The sequence below is a fragment of the Exiguobacterium alkaliphilum 12/1 genome, assembly GCF_000714435.1.
GTDB classification, from domain to species: Bacteria; Bacillota; Bacilli; order Exiguobacteriales; family Exiguobacteriaceae; genus Exiguobacterium; species Exiguobacterium alkaliphilum.
The window spans coordinates 90,028-115,839 of the sequence record NZ_JJMW01000064.1 but is presented as its reverse complement, the minus strand read 5'-3'; the positions used below and the strand labels follow the sequence as shown (position 1 = coordinate 115,839).

Genomic DNA, 25,812 nt, shown 5'->3' with positions numbered 1-25,812 from the left:
CCTATTCTTGTAAAAGATGACGAAACTTTGTTGTCGAATGATTTATTTCGCACGATTCGAAATTTGTTGCCATACCGTCCCGAGTGCCGTCTCGCCGCTCGTGATCCGCTCTTTCGCCAAACGCGCTTGGAGCGCCACTTCGAACTCGGCGTCGTCCTCAGCGATTCTCAACGCCGGTACGGCTTGTTCGTCACCACAATCGAACAAGAAGCGGGCCGCTCGCCAGCGGACGAGCTTGCTCTTATCTTTCAACGCTTCAATCATCGAAGGTTGCGATTGCGGGAGCGCCCAGTCGGACACGGTGTCCCCTGCTGTACGACGCACGATCGGCGATGAGTCGACGAGTGCCTGTTCGATATACGTGACGTACTCTTCCCGGTTCGTTTCAAACATCCCAATCATGACGACCGCTTGACGGCGAATCGCCATCACGTTATCCTCGAGCGCACGTCGGAAATAGACGATATTATCCGGGACAATCTCGAGTTCGTCTAGAAACGCCAATCGCTCTTTCCAGTTATCGGATTGCAAACGGTTCGCATTCGCCTCGTAGTCGGCCTCACGTCCGAACGCGCGCGCGACGATTCGCGTCACGCGGTCTTGCGGGTACGCCGCCTCGAGTTCCTCCAAGACGACGTCCGCCACGTCTCCCAATTCACCATAGCGCGGTGCCTGTTCGACCCAGCGCCGGTCTTGAATCACATTTTTCACTTGTGCCTGCACATCAATCGCCGCATCGACGAAACGTTTCGATAGGCCGACTCGCTTCTCTTCGTCCCCTTTGACGAGCTTGATTTGCATCGGCACGTCTAAAATGAACTGGATCGACACATGTACCGGCTCGTAATCCGCTGCCATCCGAGCGGCGGACACTTCTGGCACGTCTTCACCGAAGGCGCGACGAATCTCGTTCATGACGTCGTGCCAGTCATGCTTCGGATGCCGCTCGACTGCCAAAAAGTCCGAGACGGCATAGACCGACTTGACGCCGCGCAGGGCAACGATATCTGAAATGACGTCCGGGACGTCCGTGCTCGCCTTGTCATACGTGACACCTCTACCTGTGAACGCTGGCTCGACGATAATTTTCAGATTGTTCGGGCTCGGCGTCGGTTCGATTGCTATCAGTTTCATTGTCATCACCTCACCCTCAATCGTGACGAAAACGACAAAAAAACGCAAGCGAGTCGCTTGCGTTTGTGAACGTTAGAATAGGGCGATGAACTGTTGGAGTGAATACGTTTCGCCTTCGGCAGTGAACGTATCGTCTTCGGCGATTGGCTCGAGGAAGAACGTTTTCTCGCCATCAGCTTTCACATAGCCAAAGATGTGACCCGTCTGATAGAACATCTCCACAATCGTCACTCGTCCGAACGTCATCCCGTCATTGATGACTGCCCGGTCCTCTAACTCGCCGCCGTTGTACAGTTCAATATACGTTTCCATGTTGTAGTCGCTCCCTTTGTGTTTGTTTTCACAATTCATTTCTATCAAACAAATGAAGGGAGTTCAAGTTAAGATTTTGCGTGACGCTTCCAAAAATCAATCCAATTGTAATACTCAGATAACACTTTTTGAATTTGAACAATCGACTTCTCATCATGCAATCCATCAGTACCAATCTTTTCTTTACAATGCGTAATGAAAATTTCGTTTCCTGGTAAAACGTTTGCCTTATTTGTGGCAAATACTTGACGGAGGTGGATTTGGCAACGGGCCGTCCCGAGGATGCCCGGCGAGGCGCCGGCAATCATAACCGGTTTACCGCCGAGCGGTGAACCCGGTTCGAGCGAGAGCCAGTCGATCGCATTTTTCAGCACGCCAGGGATGCTATGGTTATATTCGGGCGTGACGACGAGAAACCCGTCCGCTTCACGCACTGCTCGTTTGAATGCGATGACCGCTTCCGGTTCATCCGGATCGATTAAGTCATCGTTATATAGCGGCAGTTCGATCGAGTGAATCGAAATGTCGAATCGACCGCGTGCAAGTTCGATAATCGAGTGCAAGAGCGCCGTGTTGTATGATGCTTTACGTAGGCTGCCCGATACTGCGACGAGTTTAAACGGTTCCATGGAATTCCTCCTTAAGCCAAGCGTTGATGAGTCGTGCCTCTTCTTCTGGTGCTTCCATCATCCCCATATGACTGACGGGAAGTTTGCGGCAAGTATGACGTTCGGCACCGAGGAACGCCCGCGCCTCATCCATGTTCGGGTCTTTCTTTCCATATAAGAATAGGCCCGGCAAGCCCGTATGGCGCACCGTATCGGTCTCATCGGCCCGGTCTCGGATGGCGAGTTGGGCCGAGATGATGCCTTCCTTCGACATCTTGTAGCCGATCTGTTTCGCTCGTTCGATAAGCGCTTCAGCGGAATCCTTTGCGAACACGCTCGGAATCATCGTGTCGATAAACGGAACGACCCCTTCTTCAACGACGCGCTCGATTGCTTGATTGCGCTTTTCCCTTGCCTCGTCCGTATCCGAAGCGGCGGTCGAATGAATCAAACCGAAGCCCGACAATTCGTCCGGATACCGGCGCAGCAAGTTCGTCGTGATATAGCCACCGAACGAGTGGCCGAGCACGACCGGGCGCGCGATGTCCCGCAATCGAATTTCTTCGATCACCCAATCCGCAAACGCATCCATCGTCTCCGGTCCGCCAACTTGTCCGTTATGGCCCGGCAACGTCAACGCATACACCTCCGCCTCAAGGAGCGGCTCGAGCGCATCGAAATAATCCGGCGATCCACATAACCCGTGCAACAATACGACGTTCATCCTCGTTCCCCCCTCATCACCCACTCGTCTCGTAACAACCGGTACATCGTCAAATCCATGAATCGTCCATGACTATACGCATAGTCATGGAGCAACCCTTCTTCGGTGAAGCCAAGTTTTTGAACCAATCGATTCGACCCGTCATTCTCCGGGGCGACGAGTGCCGAGATGCGATGAAACTTGAACTCGTTGAACCCGTGGTTGATGACGGCCGTCGCCGCCTCGTGCGCCACACCCTGGCGCCAATGACTCTTCGCGACTTCAAAGCCAATCTCGGCCCGGTAATATTGCGGGGTCCAATTATGGAAGCCAATCGTCCCGACCAGCTCGTCGGTCACACGGTCGCAAATGGCCCAACGGATCGCTTTGCCTTGCTGGAACTGGTCTTTGAAATAGGCGATGACGTTCTTTGCTTCATAGACGGCAAGGAGCGGGTCGGACCCGTAGTATCGCATGACGTCCTCGGTCGACAAAATCGTATAGAGCGCCCGGGCATCACGAGGTTCAAGCTCTCTCAGCGTGAAGCGATTCGTAGCGAGCTCCGGAAAACTTTTCTTTAACCCCCACATAATGAACCCGCCTTTCTTTATCCTTTTTTCAATTATAGCTTGTTTTCCTCCAAAATCGTCAGTTCAACCCTCTCGAACATGGCGTACCGGAAATGGATTTGCTAAAATTAAGGAAAGCGACTTCGAACTGAGGGGATAAACATGTCAAAACAGTTATTCTACATGAAACAAGACCGGGAATTACAACGTTTCACACTGCACGGCGTAACGTTGAGCGATGTCGCCGAGGCGCTCTCGCTCGCTCGCCCGATGATTATCTGCCGAACGGACGTCAAAGGGATGCGCCAATCGACGCGGACCCGTTTCCGTTATATCGAGGCGCATGAACTCGCCACGTTTTCATCACGATATTTAAACAATCAGACGACGTTCACCGCCATCGACTTTCCGGACTATCATGTGCTCGAATCGTTATCGGACCACGAGATTGCCGAGATTCTGTTTTTAAGCCATATGGAACGAGGGTTGAAAACGCCGTTTCTTCACTCGATTCAAAACGAGATTGCTTTCTTCAACGAAGCGAACGATCGACATAGTAGCCTATACATAAGAGATTGGGCCTCGATCAATCGTTTTCTTCAAAGCGTGCTTCAGAGCAAACTCGACCGTGACATCCGAAACATCAGCTTCGTCCCGATTCCGCTCCAAGTCATCGATGAATTGCTCACCCTTGCCCCGCAAGGGTTGATTATCGACTTCGACCATACGAAACGGAGCTTGTTCAATCGCTATATCACCATTTCCTTCTACGTGGCGGGCCGTTACGAGGACATGTCGGTGTTAGAAGAAGACTTCGACGCGAAGAAAGAATCGATTGCGCTCAAAGGCCAATTGACGTATCGACGCCGCACATGGGAAATCGAGCGGTTTTAAGTTCATCGATGTACCGAACAGACAAGAGCCTTCATGTTTTAGGTTCTTTTTTGTTATTGCGGGCAGGCAAAATCTACTTGAAACCGCATCGGGCCGGCGCATAAATACTATTTTTAAATTTTGATAACAAATTGTCTAAATTTTTCGTTAAATTGACTCTTTTCTTTTTGGGACAGGGCGTTATACTAGGAATAACCTTCTCGAGGAAGCGAAGGCAATATAGAGAAAGCGAGGTGAAAATCTATTCATCACGCAGATGGATAGATACACGAAATGGAACAACTGAAAGTACAGGGAATCTCTTCGTTCACCAAGTTTGCGACGAATGGAAAAATGCTGAAATTAAAAGATGCCATTGCCGGCGAGCAACGAATTTCGCTCCAAGAAGCGACCGATATTCAAGTCTCGATGCTCGACGAGGACCATTCGCGCTTCACTATATTCGGTCAGACGAACCCGCTCGTGGAACTGACCTTGCCTCACCACTCTTGTGACGTGCTCCATGCCTGGTTACTGCACAAGCTGAAACGACAAAAAATCAAATTGGCCTCGAACGCCTGACGAAAAGCCGTCCCCTTTGAAAGGGACGGCTTTTCTCATGCGCCTCACGTGAAGAGCGAGACGAACCAGCTGATTAGAATCCCGACGAGCGCGAAGTCGGAGTCGCCGAACGTCGTACTCTCGAACCCGAGATTTCCGAGGAGCGGCAACAATAGTGCTGGCAAGAAGGAAATCAATAACCCGTTCGCAAACGCACCGAGCAAGGCACACGCCGTCCGCCGGTCGCGTTCCCGAACACCCCGGCCGTTGCCCCAGTGAAGAAGTGTGGCACTAGACCTGGGACGATGACCGCGAGCCCGAAGAGCGGCAAGAAGAACATCGCAATCAATCCGGCCGTGAAGCTCGCCAAGAAGCCGATGATGACGGCGTTCGGTGCGAACGGGAAGACCGTCGGACAATCGAGCGCCGGTTTGGCGTTTGGTACCATCTTGTCGGCAATCCCTTTGAACGCAGGCACGATTTCCGCGATCAACATCCGGACACCCGCGAGGACGATATAGACACCCGCCGCAAACGTGATTGCTTGAATGACCGAGAAGACGATATAGTTCGATCCGCCTGAAAGTTCACTTTCAATGAACGCCGGACCGGCGAACAAGGCGACGACGATGAACAAGAGCGTCATCGTCAAGGAGACGGCGACTGACGTATCGCGAAGGAAACCAAGCTGTTTCGGTACTTTAATCTGTTCCGTTGAATGCTCTTTGTTCCCGGCATATTTCCCGATCGTCCCAGAGACGAAATACCCAAGTGAACCGAAGTGTCCGACCGCAAAGTCGTCCGATCCCGTGATTTGACGGACGAACGGTTGCAAGAGCGCCGGGAAGAGCACCATACACAATCCGAGTAGCACCGAGCCGACGGCGACGAGCATGACGCCTTCAAGTCCCGATACCGAAAGAATCGCAGCGAGCAAGCTCGCCATGAAGAGCGTATGGTGACCCGTCAAGAAAATATACTTGAACGGGGTGAAACGAGCCAAGACGATGTTCATAATCATCCCGAACACCATGATCATCGCCGTCTCGACACCGAACGCGTCTTGAGCGACGGCGACGATCGCCTCGTTGTTCGGGATGACCCCGCGAATACTGAACGCCTCATCGAACATCCGTCCAAAGATGTCGAGCGCGGCGATAATGACACCGGCCCCGGCCCCGATGATGACGAATCCCATGATCGTCTTCAACGTCCCTGAAACGACGGACGCGACGTCTTTCTTTTGAAGCATGAGGCCGATCAGCGCAAACAACCCGACCAGAATCGCTGGTGTTCCCAATATATCTCGCATTATCAAATCAAGCATACGTTGTTCCCCCTTACCGTCCCGAAATAATCACTTACAGCTTGTCGCTCAAGTGAGCTTTGATCTGTTCGATATCCATCACGTTCTCGAGTGCGACGATTGTCCGCGTCCCGTCATCTAACGTCGTGATGATGTCTTTTGCGCCGAGGTAAATATCCGCCGGTTCCGTCCGAGCCGTGGCGATGTCCGTGTGCGACACTTCCGCTTCTTTCCCCATCTGTTCGAGCGCTTTTTTCACGTTCAACTCCATGATGAAACTTGATCCTAACCCGTTCCCGCATACTACTAAAATCTTTTTCATGATTTATTCCTCCTCCGAATATTTAGTGATGACTTGTAACATTTGTTCAATCGATTCGGCGTGTAATACTTCTGACAAATCGGTACCGTTACCGAGCAGCTCTGTCAGTTGTGCTAGCGCTTTTAAATGTGTCGTCTGATCGATCGCCGCGAGGACGAAGAAGAGACGGACGGGCTTGTCGGTCGGAAAGACGACCGGTTCTGTCAGTTTTAAGACGCTCATGCCGAGCTCGCGGACCCCGTCTTCAGGACGAGCGTGCGGAATGGCCACGTCCGGCATCAACACGATATACGGGCCATGCTGTTCCACGTTGTCAATCATCGTCTCAACATAACGCGTCTCAATCGCGCCGGTTACTTCAAGCGGCCGGGCCGCGAGGCGGATCGCCTCTTGCCAATCACTTGCACGTTCCATCAACTGCACGTTGTCGTGCGTAATCAATTCATTTAACACTGGTTGTTCCCCCTCTGACCTCATCGGGTTTTGATTCGGATTGAGCAACGCCCGAAGCTCTCGTCTCAGTTGCCGTTCATTCGTAACCGTCGCGTGCTTCTCAATCACGTGCATCACGTCATCGAGTTGGAGCGGAACCTCTTGTACGTTGTGAAAGAAGCGCTTTCCGATTTCTCGCTTCAAGGCGACTTGTTCGAGCCGTGTCGGCAACGTCGGGACGAGCATGACGTGTGCGACCCGTTGCACGTCACGCGGGAGCGGCACCGTCGTGAAGACGATGTCGACAAGTGGCGCGAACCGCTCCACGTCACGCTGTGAAATCGGTGGCAAGAACACGAACTCCGGGAACTGGTTTTTCAGGATATGATCGAGCATATGCGAGACGCTCACCCCGCTCGGACAGACGACGATGGCCTTCATCTTGTCATCTAAGTGCTGTCCTTGACGATGGAGATGCGCCGCGAAGTGAAGCGTATAGTACATCACTTCGTGTTTCGGAATCACCTTGTCGATTCGTTTCCGAAACGGCTCGAGCGACTTGTCGACGAGCACGTTCAAGACTTGATGTTCTTTCATCACATAGCGCTCAAGCTCCCGAGGCGCCTCGAGGCCGGTGTACACACGCTGGAGCGTGGCCTTCGAATGAAGGACGAGCTTCTCACATAACGCCTCACGTTCGATGATGAACGTACAGCTCAACGCCTCGAACCGTTCGATGACTTCCATCATGACGAGCGACAAATCTTGCTGGACGTTCGCGTCCATCTCCTCTTCTATTTTTGGCCCGCTCTTGACGAGCATGTCGAGCGTGACCCATAAATGAGGCACTTGGTTAAAATGTTCTCGTAGCGATTCATCCGTGTTCTCGAACAATATCACGTCTTCCTCGTCATGCGCTTCCGTCCGGGCGAGTCGGCTACCGAGCAACAAAAAGTAAGCGAGCTTCTCGCGATGGCTTTCGACAAAACGAAACTGGTGTAGCTGTTCATACGACTCAATCTGTTTGATTAAACGGTCGCGGTCGGTCTGCCACGTGTCGATGACGGCACTAATCAACCGCTCTTTCGTCGACAGCTCGACCAAACGTTCGACCGCCCGATACAAGTAGAGGGCAATCGTCTGCGGATGTCCGTTGATGTGATAACCAGTACGCCGCGTATAGGCGAAGTCGAGCCCGAACTGGGCGGCACTCGCCTTGACGGCGTTCAAACTCTCTTGCACCGTGAACTTCGAGACGTCGAGCAGCTGTTGATAATGGACGCCCGACAAAAACTCGTCTGTCGTCAACGTGTAAAAGATGATTAACAGTTCGCGTTCATCTTCAGAGAAGAGTAGCTCGGCCCGTTCGACCTGCTCCTGAATGCGTGGGTCGTCGAGCAGTCGAATCGACGTCCCTTCCATCTCTAGACGTGGCAAATCGCGATCGCTCAGCCACTGCTGAATCCGTTCCAATTCATATTCAATCGTCCGTTTTGAATACGGCAACATCAACGTGAGCAATGGTAACGTCACGTCGTTCTCATGCATGAGAACTTGGATAATCCGTTTGCTTTTTTCATTTAGTAACATAGTAGAGGCCTCCTACACCTTCAGTATACGAGAGAAATCAGCCCTTTATGTAAGCGTTTACGACAGGATTTCCGGGCCGACCCTTCAAAAATTCTGTCTGACCGCTAGCGGACAGAAAAAGGCGAGGGATTCCCCTCGCCTCATCGATTCATTCCGCCGCCGGTGCTTGTTCGTTTCGTCGGTAAATCGTCACACCACCATGTTTCGCTTCCCCAACGACGTGAAACAACCACCCTTTCTCGACCAATAAGGAACGCACCGTCAAAAAGTCCTCTTTCGGGACGGTCACTTCCCCGATTTCACCGTCAAGCAGACGTTGCATCTGTGTTTCCCACTCGTTCATCTCACGCTCCCCTTTCCACTTCGGCATTGGCCCAAGCGAATAATCGTTGCCCGGTCGTGACGACGTCCCCGGGTACATATACGTCTTCCGGCACGCGAGACACAGCAGTCAAATCCAACCGGCTTGCCAAGACGATCTCGTCATCAAGCATTTCTTTCAAGTATTGAAGCGCAAACCCTAGAACGTCTTCGTCCGTCGTCTTCCGACTCATCGCGAGCGCTTTTTCGTATGCCGCATCCGACTCGTTCGCTCTCAACAGCACACGTCCCCCTTGAAGCAAAGCGAAAGGCGGCAATGCGTCGACATGGAACACTTCATACGCCTTATACGCGGTCTCGTCGCATGACAACAGCGGGATGAACGCGTTAGCCGCCGTCCATTTTTTCAACTGGAACAACGTCCGCATCGGGGTGAACGAACGGGCCCTGGTCTGGTCTTTCTCCACTAAAATCGTCGGGACGGCTGCCTGATCGGCTGTCAGTTGATCCATGAACAACCAACTCTCGACTTCTGTCACAAGTATCAATTCTGTTTCCTCCTCAACCACCACTCGGAGACGACGATGACGACGATTGCCACGAACCAGCCTCCGAGGACGTCACTAAAGTAATGAACGTTTAATACGACTCGGCTAAATGAGACGAAGACGACGAGCGTCATCGCCAACAAGACGAGTACGGACGAACGATTCGCCCGATAGAGCGAATAGGCAATCAACCCGTAGAGGGCGAGCGACCCTGAAGCGTGTCCGCTTGGGAAGCTATACGTCGTCGCATCGAGAGCGGCGTCGATGAGCGGACGTTCGATGCCATAGACGAGCTTTAGCAATTGCGTCAATAGGAGCGTGCCGATGACGACGATCGGCAAGCGGAATGCCTCGCCTCGATTGCCGCGCCATAGCCAGAACAACATCCCGACGAACGAGAGCCCGATCAAGACGCGCACGCTTCCGAGCTCCGTAATATAGGCGAACGTCGGCCCGGCGAGCGGCGCAAGCCGTTCATAGACGAACGTATCGATTGGTGCGGCCGCCCCTAGAACGACAATCACCGAGACGAGGGCATAGCCCAGCGTCCCGGCGAAGAGGAGCAGTTTAGCTCGACGATCCATCAATATAATCCTTTTCGTTCGCGCATCTCGTCTTCTCCGAAATCGGTCATGTCACGCAAGCGGTGCGCGAGTCGACCAGAGGCGTTCGCGGCAATCGCGCCGACGAGGTCGTCCATGAACGTATGGACTTGACCATCCTCCATCTTCGTGTCGAGCTGCTTGATGATTCCGATTTTCGCTTTATCTAAGTAACCGAACGTCGTGACCGCAATCGAACCGTACGTGTTGACGGCCCCGATCGCGATTGTCTCGTCGACCCCGAACAAACCTTCGTCCGATGCGACGATGGACAAGAGCGGCTCCGACAACTGACCGCGCTCGGCCAAGATGTCGAGTTCAGATCCGACGAGGATGGCATGCTGCAGTTCGCGTTTATCGAGCACGGCCTCGACCGAGTCCATGCAATCTTTTAACGTCAAGTGTGGCGAATAAGGCGCCTGCATCTGATAGACGATTTCACCGATTGATTCAATCGATACGCCTCGTTCAATCAAACGGGCCCGTGCGGCCTCGCGGACGTCTCGTGAGTGCGGTACATTTTTCATAATTAGGCGGGCGCTCGTCCCGCTCCACATCCTTTCCTCTCGAGGACATGATACGTCCTCATCGTACTTCCATTCCATTATACTGAAAAATCGAAAAAAAGACTAAGCCCGCTTTGACTTCCCTCCATAAATCGTTCATCATAAATGGGAAGACCACTATTAAAGGGGGAACTGGAATGAAGATTGGGGTAGTCTTATTTCCATCAAAACAAGTTCAAGATTTCGCCAACTCGTATCGGAAGCGTTACGATACAAAGTACGCGCTCATCTCACCACACGTGACGGTTAAAGAGCGTACGGAAGTAGACGAAGCCGACTTGCCGAGAGTGCTCGAATATTTGCAGCAAGTCGCCGACGAGACGAAGCCGATCCAATTGAAGATTGATGGTGTCCGCTCGTTCGCACCGACGAATAACGTCCTCTACTTAAAAGTGTTACCGACACGCGAATTGGCGACGCTCCAACAAAAATTACATGAAGGCGTCCTCAATCAGCCGCCGAAATACGAGTTCCTGCCGCATATCACAATCGGTCAAGACTTGGCCGATGCCGAGCTGTTCGATGTGCTCGAGCGTATGCGGATGGAACAAGTCCATTTCGAAGAGACGATCACACGGATGGCCGTCATGTATGAGCTTGAAAACGAAACGTGGAACGTCTATGAGACGTTCCGGTTCCGCGGATAATATTAGACGCTCCGGTCGATGAGACGACCGGGGCTTTTCTGTTGTTCGGCTTCTAACCATTCTTCTTGCCGAGGCCGAATCCGCTGTACCCGCTTGATGCGCGTCACCGGTTCGATGCTTGCCCGTTCAGTTGGTTGGACTTGGCGATTCCCGTATTGTACGACTGTGAAATCAATCTGATAAGGACCCATGACTTCCCCTCCCTCACAGGTCCTTACCCGAAACCGTTCCACGATAATACAAAAAAGGGCGCATTGCCGCACCCTTTCCCAAACTTATAAAATATGGTAGCCGCTATCGACGTGGATGACTTCTCCCGTCACGCCGCTGCCCATGCTAGACAAGAGGAACAATGCGGTCGATGCCACTTCTTCTGCCGAGACGTTGCGACGAAGTGGTGCCTTCTGCTCAAGTTCAGACAAGATGCTGTTGAAGTCACCGACGCCTTTTGCCGAAAGCGTGCGAATCGGACCAGCTGAAATGGCGTTGACGCGGACGCCTTGAGGGCCGTATTCGTTCGCCAAGTATGTGACGCTCGAGTCGAGCGCGGCTTTCGCGACGCCCATCAAGTTGTAGTTCGGCACGACGCGTTCTCCACCGAGATACGTAAGCGTGATGACCGCGGCGTCAGCGGCGAAATATGGTTTCGCTGCTTTGACGACAGCCGTCAAGCTGTAAGCCGAGATATCGAGCGCTTGGGCGAACTGCCCGCGCGTCATCTCAGAGAATTCACCCCGGAGCGCCTCTTTGTCCGCGAACGCGATCGAGTGCGCGATTCCTTGAATCTCGCCCGCTTGTTCATGGATCGTTTTGAACGTCGTGTCAATCGCTTCGTCATTCGTCACATCACACTCGAGCAGGAGCGCGTCTCCTTTAAGTTCAGCTGCGAGTGACTCGAGTCCCGACTTGAACCGTTCCGCGGCATACGTGAGCACGAGCTTCGCTCCGGCTTCGTCTAGCGTTTTGGCAATCGCCCAGGCGATTGAACGTTTATTGGCGATCCCCATGACGACGTATGTCTTGTTCGTTAACGTTGGATAGATTGACATTGTAAACTCCCCTTTTTTAGTACCTGGTGATAATATCTGTTATAAGATTACAGAACGGTGTCTGTTTTGTCAACCGACTCAGAACGTATTGCGATTTTTTTTAGTTAATGTAAGATAAAATACGTATAGAAAGGGTGACACGACTCCACATGAACCGCATTCAATCTTATTTTAAAAGTTTGGACACGACGCTATTGACCATCGTCTTCTTTTTGATGGTGATTAGCCTCGGAGCCATCTACACGGCCCAGCCGATGTTGCCAACTCGACTTCAACATATCAATTTCGCCTTAGAGCAGGGGATTCGCTACGTAATCGGATTTGTAGCCATGTTCGCTATTATGACAATTGAATATGAGCAACTTCGTAAAATTCATTGGTATCTTTATTCCTTCGGTCTGTTACTACTTGCCGGTCTGATTCCGTTACGTGACACGACACTTGTTCCAAACATCAATGGAGCATATGGCTGGTATAATGTTCCCGGATTTAGTTTTCAACCTGCTGAGTTTATGAAGCTGTTTCTTCTCATCTCAATGGCAACACTCGTCTATGAACACAATAAACGTTATGGATCGTCACAGCACGACACGTGGTTGCTCATCAAGCTTGTCCTCGTCGCATTACCGCCACTTGGGCTAATCGTGACACAACCTGATTTAGGGACAGGACTTGTTCTGATTACGATGCTCGGTGCAATCATCATCGTTTCTGGAATCGGCTGGAAATGGCTACTTGGCCTATTTAGTGCAGCAGCCGCAACAATCGGCGGCTTTATGTATCTATTCTTCTTTCATTTCGAAGTGTTGCAAAAAATCTTTCCTGGACATGCACTCAATCGTTTTCAGGCCTGGATTTATCCGTATGAGTATTCGGACGATTTAGCATTCCAGCTCATCAAATCACTTCAAGCAATCGGGTCAGGACAAATGTTTGGCGCGGGATACGGCCAAGGCCTCGTGTTTTTGCCAGAATCACAGACCGACTTTATCTTTGCCGTCATTGCCGAGCATTATGGTTTTGTTGGGGCCTCTATTGTGATCATCGCCTTCTTCTTGTTCTTGTATCGCATGATTCATATCGCCCTCGAGGCAAGTAGTCCATTTGGCAGCTATATCGTCACCGCCGTCATCGCGATGTTCACATTCCAAATCTTCCAAAACATCGGCATGACAATCGGCGTGTTACCAATCACCGGACTCACCTTACCTTTCATTAGTTACGGCGGAACAGGAATCATCATGAATATGATTGCAATTGGCCTCGTCATGAACGTTGCCTCGAAATCAAAAACGTATATGTTTGACGACGATTGACCAACAGCCCCGGACGCTCATTGCGCCGGGGCTGTTTTTATATGAGGAGCTGTCGAAAGTCCTCTGGTATCGGAGCTGTCACGGTCAGCAGTTCGTCCGTCAGCGGATGATGGAACGTGGCATCGAGGCTGTGGAGCGCATGCCGCGGAAGTCGCGTGTTGCCCCCGTACATCGTGTCCCCGATTAACGGATACCCGAGGTGCCGCAGATGCACTCGGATTTGATGTGTTCGTCCGGTCTCAAGCTGAATCGTCAAGGCGGATACGTCCCCGTGCGAGACGGTCTGTCGAACGTGGGTCACCGCACGCTGCCCGTCCGGTGTGACGACCCGTTCCATGATGGAATGTTCGGCTCGACCGATCGGAGCGTCAATCGTCTGCGGCTCGATTTCCCCTTCGATGAGCGCCGTGTACGTCCGGGTCAAACCGCCTTGTTTTTGCAACTCGCTAAAACGGTGGTGAACGTACGCGTACTTCGCGAACAAGACGACACCGCTCGTGTCCCGGTCGAGTCGATTGATGACGTGAATCGCCGAATCGAGCTGAATCGCTTGATAATAGCCGAGCACGGCGTTCGCGAGCGTATCGATTGGATGAAGCCGTGACGGGATCGTCGCGATTCCTGCCGGTTTATCGACGGCTAGCATCCATTCATCCTCATATAAGACTGTAAGCGGACGGCTTGAACGCACCATCGTCTCGGACGGCTGTTCGGAAGGGAAATGAACCGTCACTTCGTCACCGACCGATACCGTGTAGCGGACGGTCTTTGGCTCTCCGTTCACGAGGATGAGCCCCGCTTGCTTCACTTGGGCCAGCATCTTCCGCGAGATGCCGCAATCTATCATTAAAAAATCGCGAAGCAAGGCACTTGTCCCTACGACGCGACGCAACGTCAATCCATACATCGGTTACTTTCCTTCCTCGATAAACGATTCACGCACCCGCCGCCAAAACGGGAACGGCCGGAAGCGCGCGAACGTCACTTTTTCTTTCGCGACCGCACAGCGGAGCGAGCGCACGTTTGACCATGACCCTGCCTCTTGATGGTCAAACGCGAGCTCGAATTCCGTCTTCGTATGCGGCGCGATCTTCACTTGGTGGTGTTTCGGCAACAACAGCGGCGAGCCGATCGTGCGATAGACGAGATTGTTGATCGACGCCATCTCGGTCACTTGAATCGCCTCGATTGACGGGTGAACGATCGCCCCGCCGAGCGCCTTGTTATAGGCCGTCGAGCCGGAAGGCGTCGAGATACAGAGCCCATCCCCGCGGAACGTCTCGAAATAATCGTCGCGAATCGACAAGTCACAGACGAGCGTCCGCTTATAGTTTTTAATCGTACATTCGTTCATGGCAAGATGGCGCTCTGTCGTTCCGTCCTCATAATCAATGAGCACCTCGACGAGCGGATACGATACCGGTTCGAACGCTTCGCTCGTAATCATATCCGTCAACTCGTCAAGTTCATCCGGTTGCCAGTCCGCATAAAAACCGAGATGTCCCGTATGAATCCCGACAAGGAGCACGTCATCGAGCCGGTCGCTGTATTCATGGAACGCTTGGAGCATCGTCCCGTCACCCCCGACGGAGACGACGATACGCGGCGCGATTGATTCCGTATGGCCGGCTGTCGTCAATTTATCCGTCAACTCACGTGCGATTTCTGCGGATCGCGCGTCTCCCCTTGATACAATCGCAAACTGCATGGTCTATGCCCCCTAGTCTTGGTCCGTCTGGACGTTCATTTCTTTGTCGCGGAACACTTGCTGCGCGTCTTGAATCTCGACGCGGAGCTGACTCATCTCGGCATCGAGCAAGAAGGCCGCCTCGGCCGCTCGGCGCAGCCGTTCTTGCACTTCTTTAGGCATATCCCCGTCATACTTATAGTTAAGTGAATGTTCAATCGTCGCCCAGAAGTTCATCGCGAGCGTCCGCACTTGGACTTCGACGAGCGTCGGGAATTCACCGTGAATCGTCTGGACCGGGTACTCGATGATGATATGGTAAGACCGGTAGCCCGACTCTTTTTGATGTGTGATGTAGTTTCGTTCCTCGACGATTTTGAAATCTGTCCGATGATGGAGCAACTCGAGGACATGAACGATGTCATCGACGAATTGGCACATAATCCGTAGACCCGCGATATCTTGCATCTCGGTCGCCAAGTTTTCGTAAGAAATTTGCTTTCGCTTCGCCTTCTCGAGGATACTTCCCATCGGTTTGACCCGTCCCGTCACGAACTCAATCGGGGAATGGTCATTTTGGGCGTTGAACTGCTTCCGAATCGCTTTAAACTTCACTTTCAGCTCTTCGACTGCGATTTGGTAAGGCACTAAAAATTGATCCCAATCCATCGGTTGCATAGGCTGTCACCACTTTCGTTCGTTTCGGAAAATCATGCTTTTTTCCGTATGTATCCGATAGTATGGTATCATAAACCAACAATTGTTCATAGAATGGAGCGACAACTTATGACCCAAGAAGTGGAAATTGAATTTAAATCGATGCTGACGAAAGAAGAATATGAGACGCTTCTCAGCGAGTACCGTCTCGCCGATCACATCAAGTGGCAAGCGAACGACTACTTCGACACGGCAACGTTTGAGCTTAAGAAACACGGCGCGGCGCTACGGATCCGCGAAACGAAAAAAGGACAAGTGTTGACGTTGAAGCAACCACACAATGTCGGCCTGCTCGAGACACATGCGGTCATCACCGAAGAGGAAGCCGAGAACTTGTTCAAATACGGTATCATCCGCGATGAGCAAATGCTTGCCGCGCTCGCCTCGTTTGACTTGACCGGACCGCTCGAACATCTCGGTCGCCTCGAGACGCGCCGGGCTGAAAAAGAGACGCCAGATGGCCTGCTCGTCCTTGACGAAAGTCATTATTTGGAGAAACGGGATTATGAAATAGAATTTGAAGTGACCGACGAGACAGCGGGCCGCATCGCTTTTGAACGGCTGTTGGCCGGACACGACATCCCGCTTCGTCCAGCAAAAAATAAAATCGTCCGATTCATGGAAGAAAAAATGAGCCGGAGTGAAGGTTGAGCAGATACGTTGCCAACCTTTTTTTTTCGTTGCTACAATGAGCATACGATATATTTGATTTTTGTTTACGAGAGGAGGCGACACAATGGAACTAGAACAATGTAATGAGTCATCCTGTTCACTGGAAGAAACTCCTATTCAAGTCACATATAAACCATTAGAGTTATTCTATTTCGTGGACATATCGGACCCGGACGGTCTTCATGTGATGACACTCATTAAAAAGCTCGAGCTCGAATACGGACATATGATTCGTTTTCGGATGGTCTCGACAGTTCCAAGTTGTGTTGGCGGATGTCAAGAAGAGGTTCGCCTTCTCACGATGATTAAGGCTATGGAATTGCAAGGGAAGCGTCATGCGATGCGGTTTTTACGTCATCTGCATATTAACGACATCTTTTTGAATAACGAAGCGAATGAGACGGAACTTTGGGAGATTGCACGGTCGTTCACCGGGTACGGGCTCGACCTCGACGAGTTGGCAGCGGATATCCAGTCCAACCAATTGCTCAGCGCACTCGCCGTCGATCATCAAATTTTGAAAGATTGGGAGATTGAGTCGTTACCGGCCTTGACGTTCGTCACACGCGACGAAGCGCTCAAGATTGAAGGCGTCTATCCGTACGACGTCTATCAGGCAGTCATGGCCGAGCTGCTCGGCTACGTGCCGAACCGAGAGACGGACTGGACGGTCGAGAAAGTGCTCAGCCACTACGACGCGTCAACAATCACCGAGCTCGCGTTCATTCTGGAGCTAGACAAGCCAATCATCGAACGAGAACTGAAAAAACTGTCGCTCCAACAGCGTTGCCGCCCCGTACCAGGGTGTAGCGGTGAAGCATGGGCGACAAAAAAACAAGGATAACAAAAAGCCCACGGCCGGGGAGCCGTGGGCTTTTGACGTCTCAAGCGGGGACAAGAGACATCGGACTCGACACCTGGGGAAGGCATCGAGATGGGAGAAAGTTTACGGTCAATAAAGGGGTTTGTGATTGATTTCACACTTATAATATACCGAGCATCCTTTCGGTTGACAAGCTGTTTGTGCATGATGTCACATAATGTTCACGCGTCGTGACGATTATGCGAACAGGAGCGACTCCATCTCATCGAGGACGGCTTCGAACTGGTCGAGCGCGGCGAGAACCGGAGCTTTCGTCGTCATGTCAACGCCTGCTGCTTTCAATACTTCAATCGGATAGTCACTCGACCCTGCTTTCAGGAAGCGATCGATGTAACGGCGGACGGCCGGCTCCCCTTCTTCCATGATCTGTTGTGACAAAGCGGCCGACGCCGAGATGCCCGTCGCATACTGATAGACGTAATAGTTGTAATAGAAGTGCGGGATACGGGCCCATTCGTAAGCGATTTCTTCATCGATGACGATGTCTTCTCCGAAGTACCGCTTGTTCAGCTCCAAATACGTCTCGTTCAAGTATTCAGGTGTGAGCGAGACGCCGTCTTGGGCCGCACGGTGAATCAAATGTTCGAACTCGGCGAACATCGTCTGCCGGAACAACGTCCCGCGGAACGTCTCGAGCTGGTTGTTCAGAAGATAGAGCCGCTCCGCCTTATCCGTCCGTGTCTTCAACAAATGATCGTTCAACAGTGCCTCGTTCGTCGTCGACGCGACTTCCGCGACGAAAATCGAATAGTCGCCATACGGATACGGTTGTGACGCCCGCGTATAGTGGCTATGGACCGAGTGGCCGAACTCATGGGCGAGCGTGAACAAGTTGTTGACGTTGTCTTGCCAGTTCATCAAGATGAACGGCTGTGTGTCGTACGCTCCAGAAGAGTAGGCACCACTTCGCTTCCCACGCGTCTCACGGACATCGACCCAACGCGAATCAAGACCGTCTTTGACGATTTGGACGTACTCGTCGCCGAGTGGGGCCAACCCGTCGACCATCAATTGCTTCGCTTCTTCATACGAGATGGTCATCTCGACGTCTTGAACGAGCGGTGTATACAAGTCATACATATGAAGTTCATCTACGCCGAGGGCACGTTTTCGCAGTGCGACGTAGCGATGGAGCAAGTCAAGCCGCTCGTTCACGGCCTCGACGAGTCCGTCATACACCGTCTCCGGGATCGCATTGTGATGCAAGGCCGCCTGACGGGCACTTTCAAACTTGCGGACCGTCGCGTAGAAGTTATCTTTTTTCACGCTGCCTGAAAGCGTCGAGGCGAACGTGTTCAAATATTGTTTGTACGTCCCGTACATCGCTTTGAACGCCGTCTCCCGGACGTCGCGGTTGCTCGACTCGAGGAACGTGATATAGCGGCCGTGCGTCAGTTCGACGTCTTCCCCTTTTTCGTTCTTCACTTTCGGGAACTTGAGATCGGCGTTGTTCAACATCCCAAACGTAGAACTCGATTGCCCGAGCACGTCGCCTGCCTGGGCGAGGAGCGACTCTTCAGCTTCCGTTAACACGTGCGGCCGCTCTTGCGCCAACTCGTCGAAGGCGTGACGATAAACCGTCAGCTTTTCGTGTTGCGCCATGAACGATTCGATACGGCTCTCGTCGATCGCGAGCAACTCCGGTGTCATGAAAGCGAGTTGGGCCGACACTTGGGCAGCGAGTGATCCGGCGCGGTCGTTCAACGCCTGATAATGGCTGTTCGCCGTGTCCTCATCGTAGCGCATGTGCGCGTATGTATAGAGCTTATGAAGCTGGCGTGATAAGTCGTCACGTAAGCTGAGCGCGGCGAATAGCGTCTCCGCGTCCTCACCAAGCTTTCCTTTGTATGCCATCAAGTTCGGCACGTTTCCTTTGAGCGCCTCGAAATCGGCTTCCCAGGCTTGGTCATCGGCATAGATTGACTCTAGGCTCCATGTCTCCTCGACCGGAACTTGTTGTCGTGTAAGTACGTCTGACATATGTCCACTTCCTTTTCTTAGGTTATATACGATTTCGCCATGAATCGCTGAAACCCTTGAAACATTCGACGGTCATACTGAAGGGCGTCCTCGAGCGTCTTCGGGACCGTCCAGAGCCGCACCTCGCATGGCACGTCAAATACGTTCAAGAGCTGTTTCCATTGTACTTCAAAAGCTTGGACAAAGTCGCTCGTCGGGGTCACCCCGAACTGGCGACACGTCTTCACGACACTCCATGAGATTGAATCTGCCGGATGCATCCGGCGATTCAAGTACAGCACGACTTGAAAGTCGAGCGGATGGATGTGCACGCCCCAAAACACTGGCATCGGCAAATAGCACATCGTCGGCAACAGCGACGGCAACACGCCGAGCGGGTACAAGCGATTCAATATGAGACGGCGATAGTCTTTCGTCGGATAAGGCGGGGTCATGCGACGACGGCGCACGAGCTGGCCCCACGCGTGGGCGTCGAAGCGAAAGAACGGTTCAAACGGTGACACTGTCAAATCGTCGACTTTCACCCAACGGCCTTGTCCATATCGGAGTGAAGTCGGAAAACCGACAAAGCGATAAAGCGAACCATCGACAGGAATGAACAAGGCGTGACATCTCGCCAGCTCGGCACGCATCCACGGGGTAAATCGAGGGATTGGGTCAGGACGGACTCCGCTCGACAACCAGACGACCGGATGGCCTAGCGCCTCATAGTGGGCGGTCCGTTCGTGGTACGTCTCCACATCGAGCGGTGAGGCTTGAATCTCGATGACGATCGACGACCCACCCTTTGACGCGACGAGGTCGGCCCGACGTCCGTCGAGCAAAACTTCTTGGTCGACGTGATAGCCGCGCCGTTGCAACCATTGCCGGACGTCCCATTTGTCCCGTTGATGCCCCGTCGACTCCCCGCGCCCGCACGCATGCCGGTGAGCGAAGTGCAACCGTCGCTTTGTTCCTTGCTTCAACAGGACCGGGCCTTGGCAATCCGGGCACGAAAAAGGGGCAAACGTCTCAAGTTGCTTCCGGTTCAATGAACGGGTATCGACATAGTCCCCTGTCCGACCGATCGCAAATCGCATGACGTTTCCCCCTCATAATAGTGGTGAGAACATTCGAGCCAACGACTCGACTAACTTGATGAGAAATGGACGTTCCGAGAACACGGCCAAATCCAATTCGTGTGAGCCTTCAAAGTCTTTGTATAAGTCTTGTTTCAGTTGATGCACCGAGTTCGTGTTGTAGAGGAGCGCGTTCACTTCGAAGTTCAAATGGAAGCTGCGGAAGTCCATGTTCGCCGTCCCAATCGTCGCGAGCCCGTCATCGACGACGATGACTTTCGAATGCATGAACCCTTCCTCGTATAAATAAATTTTGACGCCGGCGCTGAGCAACTCCTCGTAATAGGAGCGGCTCGCGTAAAAGACGATCTTATGGTCAGGATAACTCGGCAAGACGATTCGGACATCGACCCCTGATAGCGAGGCCGTCTTGAGCGCGCTCATGATATCCTCGTCCGGGATGAGGTACGGGGATGAGATATAAACCGACTTCTTCGCCGCGTTAATCAACGCGAAGTAGATCGACTTCATCGTCTCATATGGCTCATCCGGTCCGCTCGCCACGATTTGAACCCCCCCGCTTGCACTCCGGACCGTCTCGAGCGGCTCGAGATAAAACGGTGTGAACAGTCGCTCACCCGTCATATAATACCAGTCTTGGAGAAAGATGAGCTGAAGCTCCGACACCCCTTCCCCCCTGACGTATAGGTGGGTGTCCCGCCAAAAGCCGAACTTCGTATGCTCCCCCAGATATTCGTCGCCGACGTTCAGACCGCCTGTGAACGCTTCTGTGCCATCGATGACGACAATCTTTCGGTGGTTCCGGTAATTCGTCTTGCTCGAGACGAGCGGCAAGACGACGGGGAAGAACGCTTTGACCTGAACGCCGGCCTGACGCAACTCATCAAAGAAGGCCCCGCTCGTATGAATCGAGCCGACGGCGTCATATAAGAACCGCACCTCGACCCCGGCGCGCGCCTTATCCATCAAGATGCGTTGGATTTCCCGAGAAATACGATCTTCCCGGAAAATATAATACTCCAGATGGATATGCCGTGTCGCCCCACGCAACGCCGGCAACAGCTTCGAGAACTTCTCTTGCCCGTTCGTCAAGATTTGCGTATACGTATTCGACGAAACCGGCAATTGGTTTAAAGATGACGTCAAATGCATGAGCTTCTCATAGTCGTCATGCGGGAACATGAGCGATGGCGAGTGCGTCATCGCCTTTTGCCGGTAAGCGAGGTACGTCTCTTCATCGAGCATCGCCTTCTCTTTGAACATGCGCTTGCGGCGATAGTTTTGGCCGAAGACGAAATAAGCGAACAAGCCGACGACGGGAAACCCGATCATCACGATTGCCCAGATGAGCGTCCGTTGCGGATTTCGGTTTTCGAGCAAAATGACGAGCAAGATGCTGAACGTCGTCAAGAAGACGAGAATCGAGAATAGGCCGATGACTTGTGAGCTCCAGTAATACGATAATACGGCAATGAGCCCTGCGAGCAAAATGAGGGATAAAAGAACTTGTATGCGTCGCAACATATTATAACCTGACCCCGTTTCTGTCATGTATTATCATTAATTATACAACGTAACGACATCTTTTAGAGGGGAGCGAATCAATTATGGGTACATTTCTCATCACAGGGGCAACGAGCGGCATCGGTCGGGCCGTCACGCTACGGTTAGCTGAGGAAGGGCACGACGTTTACGGCATCGGACGAGACGAGGGACGCGGTGCGGACATCGAGGCCGCCTCGCCGCGCATCACGTTCATAAAGTGCGACCTTTCAAAAGACGAAGAGCTCGAGGCGGTGATGGACCGACTGAAAGCGATGGACGTCACGTTAGACGGACTATTCAATAATGCCGCCACGTTCGGACGGCCGGGGACACCGGAACGTCTGCCCTCGTCAGCGTTCGACGACGTGTTCGAGTTGAATCTGCTCGCGGCGAACCGGCTCATCCAACTGGCTGTTCCGTTGCTAACGAACGGGGCGAGCGTCGTCAATAACGCGGCAATCGTCGGGCACGTCAAATTTCCGCCGATGCTCGGGCCATACGCCGCATCGAAAGCGGCACTCATCGCCTTGACGAAGACGTTCGCCCATCGCATGAAAGGAAAAGTCCGCTTCAATGCCGTCTGCTTCGGCCCCGTCGACACACCGCTCAGCCATAAGCTATATGGCGGCGAGGCGAAGTTCCACGAGGCGATGTCGCATCATTTCCGGGGGAACGCAGCCAAGCCCGAGGAAGTCGCGCCGGTCGTCACGTTCTTATTGTCCGACTTGTCGAGCTACGTGAACGGCCAAGCGATCACGATTGACGGCGGCTATAGCCTATCTTAAATGGAAAAGCGACCACACGGGTCGCTTTTATGCTGTCTTTACCTTTTTCGCCTGCATCAATTTGTTCTCTAAAAAGGCGCGTTCTCGTTCTTGCAAGTCGTCCCAATCAATGACGTCCTCAAAGTAGCCTAGGATGCCCTCGTATGCCTCGAACGAGGACGGATGCGCCTCGAGCCGGGCGATCCGGATTGCTTCAAATACCGAGCCGATGACGAATATATCATGGCTTGCATACGTTTTAATCGGGGCGAACGCCTCGAACATTGTCGTCTCAAGGCTTTTCCGTTTGACGTGCCAATCCGATGAGCGGTTCGAGAACAGAAAGTCGCCTTCAGGCATCCGACTCAGTTCCCGTAAGATGTCGCCGATGTAATGGATGGCATGGATGGCCGTGTTCGGGTCGTTGATTCCCGGGGAAATTCCTTTTAGCGCAATCTCGCTCAGCTTCTCGATCGCGAAGGCCGGGTCTTGAATCGACGACCGCACTTCCCCGATTTGAAACGGTTCGATGTCCGCGTCGACCTCCTCACTCCAATAACCGAGTAAGTCCCCTTTGGCGACGAAGTCTCCGACGGCCACGACCGATTCAAAATGACAGGAATCCGACTCTTGTTTCTCGCTTGCGAACAGTTGGACATAGCCGGTACGCGGTGCATACACCGCATGCCCTTCGAACGGATGGACCGGGCGCTTCGGCACGATTTGGACTTCGTCTTTTTCGAGCGCGTCTTGTTGACTTTTGATGACGGAGAGTGCTTCCCGGTGTAGCGCCGACAAGAGGCGTTCGGCTTGAATGGAGACGCTAATCGTTTGAATAAATTTGACGAACGCCCAAATCGACCCGACGACGAGGAGGACGCTCACACCTGAGGCGAGCACAGCGTCATCATCTGCCGTCCGAATCAAAAACAAGTTCGTGATGCCGTACACGGTCGTCAGGATGAATAAGCCGAGCGTATGTTTCGCCGCAGCGTTCGTTAAGAAGTTGTTCACCGTCCGTGGCGAGAACTGTGACGAATACGTCGTGAGGACGACGAGAATCGTCGAGAAACTGAACGTCATCATCGTCATCAGGCTCGTGAAGGATGAGGACAATACGGTCGCCGCTGAATCTTTCTCCAAATATAGCACTTCCGGCAAAATCTCACGGAAGAACCCTCCAAAATATTGCGTCAAAAACGTCAACACGACGCCGCCGAACCCGTACAAGAACGGGATGAACCAAGCGCTGTCTGCTAACATCAACTGTATTCGTTTGAGCATCTCGTCACCTCATCTAATATGTATGCTAAAAAAATCGCCTGTCCGCAAGAACAGGCGATTTCAGTTTAAAAGTAGTGGCGTATTTTTCCGAAGACGTCGCCATCGAGGATAAGTTTGCCGTACTCTTCTAGCATCGCGAGTGTTTGCGTACTGAACGACAAGTACTCCGCGAGTAGACTCAAGGCATTCTCTTCTTCTTCTGGTTCCATTTCATCCGGGAAATCGATCCACAAGTAATAGCGGTTATCGTAATGGAAAAGTTTCAACGTTACGTTATGAAGTGTATCGCCGACTCGTTTACTGAGGGCAATCATCGATTCGAAATCATTCGTTTCCATCGCGAGTGGAGCCCACGCCTCCGTCTCAGCGTCAAGTTCATCGAGTTCACTCAATTGGTCGAGGACAGATTGTTGATCCCGGGCTTCGTCAATGGCTGAGCGAAGGAGCGAACCGAGTTCCGAATCATCTTCGGCATCAATCACATTCTTCGCGATTGTGACGGTCACTTCGAGACCTTTCTCAAAAGCTTGTACTTGTATCCATAGTGGACCATCAAACGAGATATCTTCCCGTTCGTGCGCCTCGTCCATCATTTGCCAGAACAGCTGCTCACCACGTTCACGGTTGTACCAGATTTCATCCCGGGCGAAACCGCGTTTCTCGATATCGACATAGGTGATGAAAAATTTGACGGTGTTGTCATTGATGCGCTCAATTTTCACGATTGTCCACTCCCTTCTCACCTCACTCCTACTTCGTACGTCAAGGAGGAGAGGGGAAATTGTCTTGTAATAATAGTACCCTCTTTTCAATGTGTCAATCTTATGATGATGGGGTTGTTACCACTATTTTATCGGAAAAACGGGATAATAAAAAGCACACTGCTTAGACAGTATGCTTCCTCATTCGTTGACAAGCCGTTGGGCTTCTTGAAGTTGGAACGTCCGGACCTTGCGCGGCAAGAAGCGACGAATCTCATCTTCGTTGTACCCGACTTGTAAACGTTTTTCATCAATCAAAATCGGACGGCGTAACAGCCCTGGATACTCTTGAATCAAATCGTAAAGTTGCTGGAGTGAGAGCGCGTCGACCGATACGTCAATTTTAGAGAAAACTTTTGAGCGGGTCGAAATGATTTCATCGGTCCCGTCTTCTGTCATACGTAAAATTTGTTTAATCTCGTTAAGTGAGAGCGGCTCTGAAAATATATTCCGTTCCGTGAAGGGGATATCATGTTCTTCGAGCCAAGCTCGCGCTTTACGGCACGATGTGCAGCTCGGAGACGTATAAAGTGTGACCATGTTCGTTCCTCCCTGATCAAATGTTCGTTCATCTTTTTCAAGTGACTCTATCTGTATACCCAAAAATGCGTTCACTTAATTATAATAATTCTTATTTATTCAAACATCAATGATATTCTTTCTCATTGAGGTAAGAAAAGAGGACGCATCTGTGAGAAAGATGCGACCTTGATCGACGTTCTAGGAAGCCGGTATCCGAGAAACCGGTTGTGACACCGTTTCTTTGCCAGGCTTCACTTGCAAGTCTTTCAATTTTTTCTTCAATACTTCTTTCAATAACTTTTTCTTTTGTTGCAACACTTTGTCACGCTCTTTCATGGTCTCTCACCCCCATCGCCATAAGGAAAAACCGACCATTACCGAATCTAAAAATCTTGAAATCGCACTAAATCTACACTTAAATTATAGCATATCTACATGAATAATGTTGCACATTCTCCA

Annotated in this window: 30 protein-coding genes and 1 pseudogene; 7 read left to right on the top strand and 24 right to left on the bottom strand. The window is 52.0% G+C overall.

Going from position 1 to position 25,812, the window contains the following annotated elements; genetic code table 11:
- Positions 1–42: 42 nt before the first annotated feature.
- From RT52_RS14015 to RT52_RS13995, 5 genes are all read right to left on the bottom strand, one after another.
- Positions 43–1,134, bottom strand: a complete 1,092-nt coding sequence (locus RT52_RS14015; protein WP_034807637.1) for a virulence factor — start codon at positions 1,132–1,134, stop codon at positions 43–45.
- Positions 1,135–1,206: 72 nt separating this feature from the next.
- A complete protein-coding gene (locus tag RT52_RS14010; protein ID WP_034809525.1) occupies positions 1,207–1,446 on the bottom strand; it encodes a hypothetical protein in 240 nt (79 codons plus the stop codon).
- A 68-nt stretch (positions 1,447–1,514) separates the two neighbouring features.
- On the bottom strand, positions 1,515–2,075 hold the full coding sequence (locus tag RT52_RS14005; RefSeq protein WP_034818009.1) for an NADPH-dependent FMN reductase: 561 nt from the start codon (positions 2,073–2,075) through the stop codon (positions 1,515–1,517).
- The gene (locus RT52_RS14000; RefSeq protein WP_051690377.1) at positions 2,062–2,778 is read right to left on the bottom strand and encodes an alpha/beta fold hydrolase; all 717 of its coding nucleotides are present in this window, start codon (positions 2,776–2,778) and stop codon (positions 2,062–2,064) included. The genes RT52_RS14005 and RT52_RS14000 overlap by 14 nt, the downstream gene beginning before the upstream one ends.
- Positions 2,775–3,347: a GNAT family N-acetyltransferase gene (locus RT52_RS13995; protein WP_034809529.1), complete on the bottom strand. Its 573-nt coding sequence runs from the start codon at positions 3,345–3,347 to the stop codon at positions 2,775–2,777. The genes RT52_RS14000 and RT52_RS13995 overlap by 4 nt, the downstream gene beginning before the upstream one ends.
- A gap of 141 nt (positions 3,348–3,488) precedes the next feature.
- On the opposite strand from RT52_RS13995, the gene RT52_RS13990 reads away from it, so the two are divergent.
- A complete protein-coding gene (locus RT52_RS13990) occupies positions 3,489–4,220 on the top strand; it encodes a hypothetical protein (RefSeq protein WP_034809531.1) in 732 nt (243 codons plus the stop codon).
- Positions 4,221–4,553: 333 nt separating this feature from the next.
- A complete protein-coding gene (locus RT52_RS13985) occupies positions 4,554–4,781 on the top strand; it encodes an FHA domain-containing protein (RefSeq protein WP_245175556.1) in 228 nt (75 codons plus the stop codon).
- Between the two features lie 44 nt (positions 4,782–4,825).
- Here the strand turns inward: RT52_RS13985 and RT52_RS13980 are convergent.
- The 7 genes and pseudogenes from RT52_RS13980 to RT52_RS13950 form a co-directional block, all read right to left on the bottom strand.
- A pseudogene (locus tag RT52_RS13980) lies at positions 4,826–6,087 on the bottom strand (PTS ascorbate transporter subunit IIC).
- A gap of 34 nt (positions 6,088–6,121) precedes the next feature.
- Positions 6,122–6,388 (bottom strand): PTS sugar transporter subunit IIB, encoded by a 267-nt coding sequence (locus tag RT52_RS13975; protein ID WP_034809562.1) that lies wholly within the window; start codon positions 6,386–6,388, stop codon positions 6,122–6,124.
- A gap of 3 nt (positions 6,389–6,391) precedes the next feature.
- A complete protein-coding gene (locus RT52_RS13970; RefSeq protein ID WP_034818008.1) occupies positions 6,392–8,410 on the bottom strand; it encodes a BglG family transcription antiterminator in 2,019 nt (672 codons plus the stop codon).
- Positions 8,411–8,558: 148 nt separating this feature from the next.
- Positions 8,559–8,753, bottom strand: coding sequence for a hypothetical protein (locus RT52_RS13965; RefSeq protein ID WP_034818007.1), 195 nt, complete (start codon positions 8,751–8,753; stop codon positions 8,559–8,561).
- Between the two features lies 1 nt (position 8,754).
- A complete protein-coding gene (locus tag RT52_RS13960) occupies positions 8,755–9,279 on the bottom strand; it encodes a hypothetical protein (protein ID WP_034809567.1) in 525 nt (174 codons plus the stop codon).
- The gene (locus RT52_RS13955; protein WP_034809568.1) at positions 9,276–9,863 is read right to left on the bottom strand and encodes a phosphatase PAP2 family protein; all 588 of its coding nucleotides are present in this window, start codon (positions 9,861–9,863) and stop codon (positions 9,276–9,278) included. The genes RT52_RS13960 and RT52_RS13955 overlap by 4 nt, the downstream gene beginning before the upstream one ends.
- The gene (locus RT52_RS13950; RefSeq protein WP_034818033.1) at positions 9,863–10,408 is read right to left on the bottom strand and encodes a phosphatidylglycerophosphatase A family protein; all 546 of its coding nucleotides are present in this window, start codon (positions 10,406–10,408) and stop codon (positions 9,863–9,865) included. The genes RT52_RS13955 and RT52_RS13950 overlap by 1 nt, the downstream gene beginning before the upstream one ends.
- A gap of 176 nt (positions 10,409–10,584) precedes the next feature.
- Here RT52_RS13950 and RT52_RS13945 point away from each other — a divergent pair, with 176 nt between their 5' ends.
- Positions 10,585–11,094 carry a YjcG family protein gene (locus tag RT52_RS13945; protein ID WP_034818006.1) on the top strand — a complete coding sequence of 170 codons (510 nt, stop codon included), beginning with the start codon at positions 10,585–10,587 and terminating at the stop codon, positions 11,092–11,094.
- Positions 11,095–11,096: 2 nt separating this feature from the next.
- Here the strand turns inward: RT52_RS13945 and RT52_RS13940 are convergent, their stop codons facing one another.
- Positions 11,097–11,285 (bottom strand): hypothetical protein, encoded by a 189-nt coding sequence (locus tag RT52_RS13940; protein ID WP_034809572.1) that lies wholly within the window; start codon positions 11,283–11,285, stop codon positions 11,097–11,099.
- 84 nt (positions 11,286–11,369) lie between these two features.
- Positions 11,370–12,143: an enoyl-ACP reductase FabI gene (fabI, locus tag RT52_RS13935; protein WP_034809575.1), complete on the bottom strand. Its 774-nt coding sequence runs from the start codon at positions 12,141–12,143 to the stop codon at positions 11,370–11,372.
- Positions 12,144–12,292: 149 nt separating this feature from the next.
- Between fabI and RT52_RS13930 the strand changes: the two genes are divergently transcribed.
- Complete coding sequence (locus RT52_RS13930) at positions 12,293–13,459, top strand: FtsW/RodA/SpoVE family cell cycle protein (RefSeq protein ID WP_034818005.1); 1,167 nt, start codon at positions 12,293–12,295, stop codon at positions 13,457–13,459.
- Between the two features lie 37 nt (positions 13,460–13,496).
- On the opposite strand, the gene RT52_RS13925 is transcribed toward RT52_RS13930, so the two are convergent.
- Genes RT52_RS13925 through yjbM form a run of 3 tightly spaced genes read right to left on the bottom strand, consistent with a single transcriptional unit; the run spans position 13,497 to position 15,824 of the window.
- Positions 13,497–14,366: an RluA family pseudouridine synthase gene (locus tag RT52_RS13925; RefSeq protein ID WP_051622737.1), complete on the bottom strand. Its 870-nt coding sequence runs from the start codon at positions 14,364–14,366 to the stop codon at positions 13,497–13,499.
- Between the two features lie 3 nt (positions 14,367–14,369).
- Positions 14,370–15,167: an NAD kinase gene (locus RT52_RS13920; RefSeq protein WP_034809580.1), complete on the bottom strand. Its 798-nt coding sequence runs from the start codon at positions 15,165–15,167 to the stop codon at positions 14,370–14,372.
- Between the two features lie 12 nt (positions 15,168–15,179).
- Positions 15,180–15,824, bottom strand: a complete 645-nt coding sequence (gene yjbM / locus RT52_RS13915; protein WP_034809583.1) for a GTP diphosphokinase — start codon at positions 15,822–15,824, stop codon at positions 15,180–15,182.
- Between the two features lie 108 nt (positions 15,825–15,932).
- On the opposite strand from yjbM, the gene RT52_RS13910 reads away from it, so the two are divergent.
- On the top strand, positions 15,933–16,514 hold the full coding sequence (locus RT52_RS13910) for a CYTH domain-containing protein (RefSeq protein ID WP_034818004.1): 582 nt from the start codon (positions 15,933–15,935) through the stop codon (positions 16,512–16,514).
- 322 nt (positions 16,515–16,836) lie between these two features.
- On the top strand, positions 16,837–17,379 hold the full coding sequence (locus RT52_RS13905; RefSeq protein ID WP_245175555.1) for a DsbA family protein: 543 nt from the start codon (positions 16,837–16,839) through the stop codon (positions 17,377–17,379).
- A 216-nt stretch (positions 17,380–17,595) separates the two neighbouring features.
- On the opposite strand, the gene pepF is transcribed toward RT52_RS13905, so the two are convergent.
- Genes pepF through cls form a run of 3 tightly spaced genes read right to left on the bottom strand, consistent with a single transcriptional unit; the run spans position 17,596 to position 22,001 of the window.
- On the bottom strand, positions 17,596–19,398 hold the full coding sequence (gene pepF / locus RT52_RS13900) for an oligoendopeptidase F (protein WP_034818003.1): 1,803 nt from the start codon (positions 19,396–19,398) through the stop codon (positions 17,596–17,598).
- A gap of 17 nt (positions 19,399–19,415) precedes the next feature.
- Entirely contained in the window at positions 19,416–20,477 is a 1,062-nt protein-coding gene (locus RT52_RS13895) for a competence protein CoiA (RefSeq protein ID WP_034809593.1), read from the bottom strand.
- Between the two features lie 12 nt (positions 20,478–20,489).
- Complete coding sequence (cls, locus tag RT52_RS13890) at positions 20,490–22,001, bottom strand: cardiolipin synthase (protein WP_034818002.1); 1,512 nt, start codon at positions 21,999–22,001, stop codon at positions 20,490–20,492.
- Positions 22,002–22,084: 83 nt separating this feature from the next.
- On the opposite strand from cls, the gene RT52_RS13885 reads away from it, so the two are divergent.
- Positions 22,085–22,807, top strand: a complete 723-nt coding sequence (locus RT52_RS13885) for an SDR family NAD(P)-dependent oxidoreductase (RefSeq protein WP_034818001.1) — start codon at positions 22,085–22,087, stop codon at positions 22,805–22,807.
- A 27-nt stretch (positions 22,808–22,834) separates the two neighbouring features.
- Here the strand turns inward: RT52_RS13885 and RT52_RS13880 are convergent, their stop codons facing one another.
- The 4 genes from RT52_RS13880 to RT52_RS16495 all read right to left on the bottom strand — a co-directional run bounded on the left by RT52_RS13880 (position 22,835) and on the right by RT52_RS16495 (position 25,689).
- A complete protein-coding gene (locus RT52_RS13880) occupies positions 22,835–24,070 on the bottom strand; it encodes a DUF2254 domain-containing protein (RefSeq protein WP_034818000.1) in 1,236 nt (411 codons plus the stop codon).
- A gap of 65 nt (positions 24,071–24,135) precedes the next feature.
- Positions 24,136–24,792 (bottom strand): adaptor protein MecA, encoded by a 657-nt coding sequence (gene mecA, locus RT52_RS13875; RefSeq protein ID WP_034809600.1) that lies wholly within the window; start codon positions 24,790–24,792, stop codon positions 24,136–24,138.
- A gap of 180 nt (positions 24,793–24,972) precedes the next feature.
- On the bottom strand, positions 24,973–25,371 hold the full coding sequence (gene spxA / locus RT52_RS13870) for a transcriptional regulator SpxA (protein ID WP_015881217.1): 399 nt from the start codon (positions 25,369–25,371) through the stop codon (positions 24,973–24,975).
- 180 nt (positions 25,372–25,551) lie between these two features.
- Positions 25,552–25,689: a hypothetical protein gene (locus tag RT52_RS16495; RefSeq protein ID WP_167331259.1), complete on the bottom strand. Its 138-nt coding sequence runs from the start codon at positions 25,687–25,689 to the stop codon at positions 25,552–25,554.
- Between the last annotated feature and the right edge of the window lie 123 nt (positions 25,690–25,812).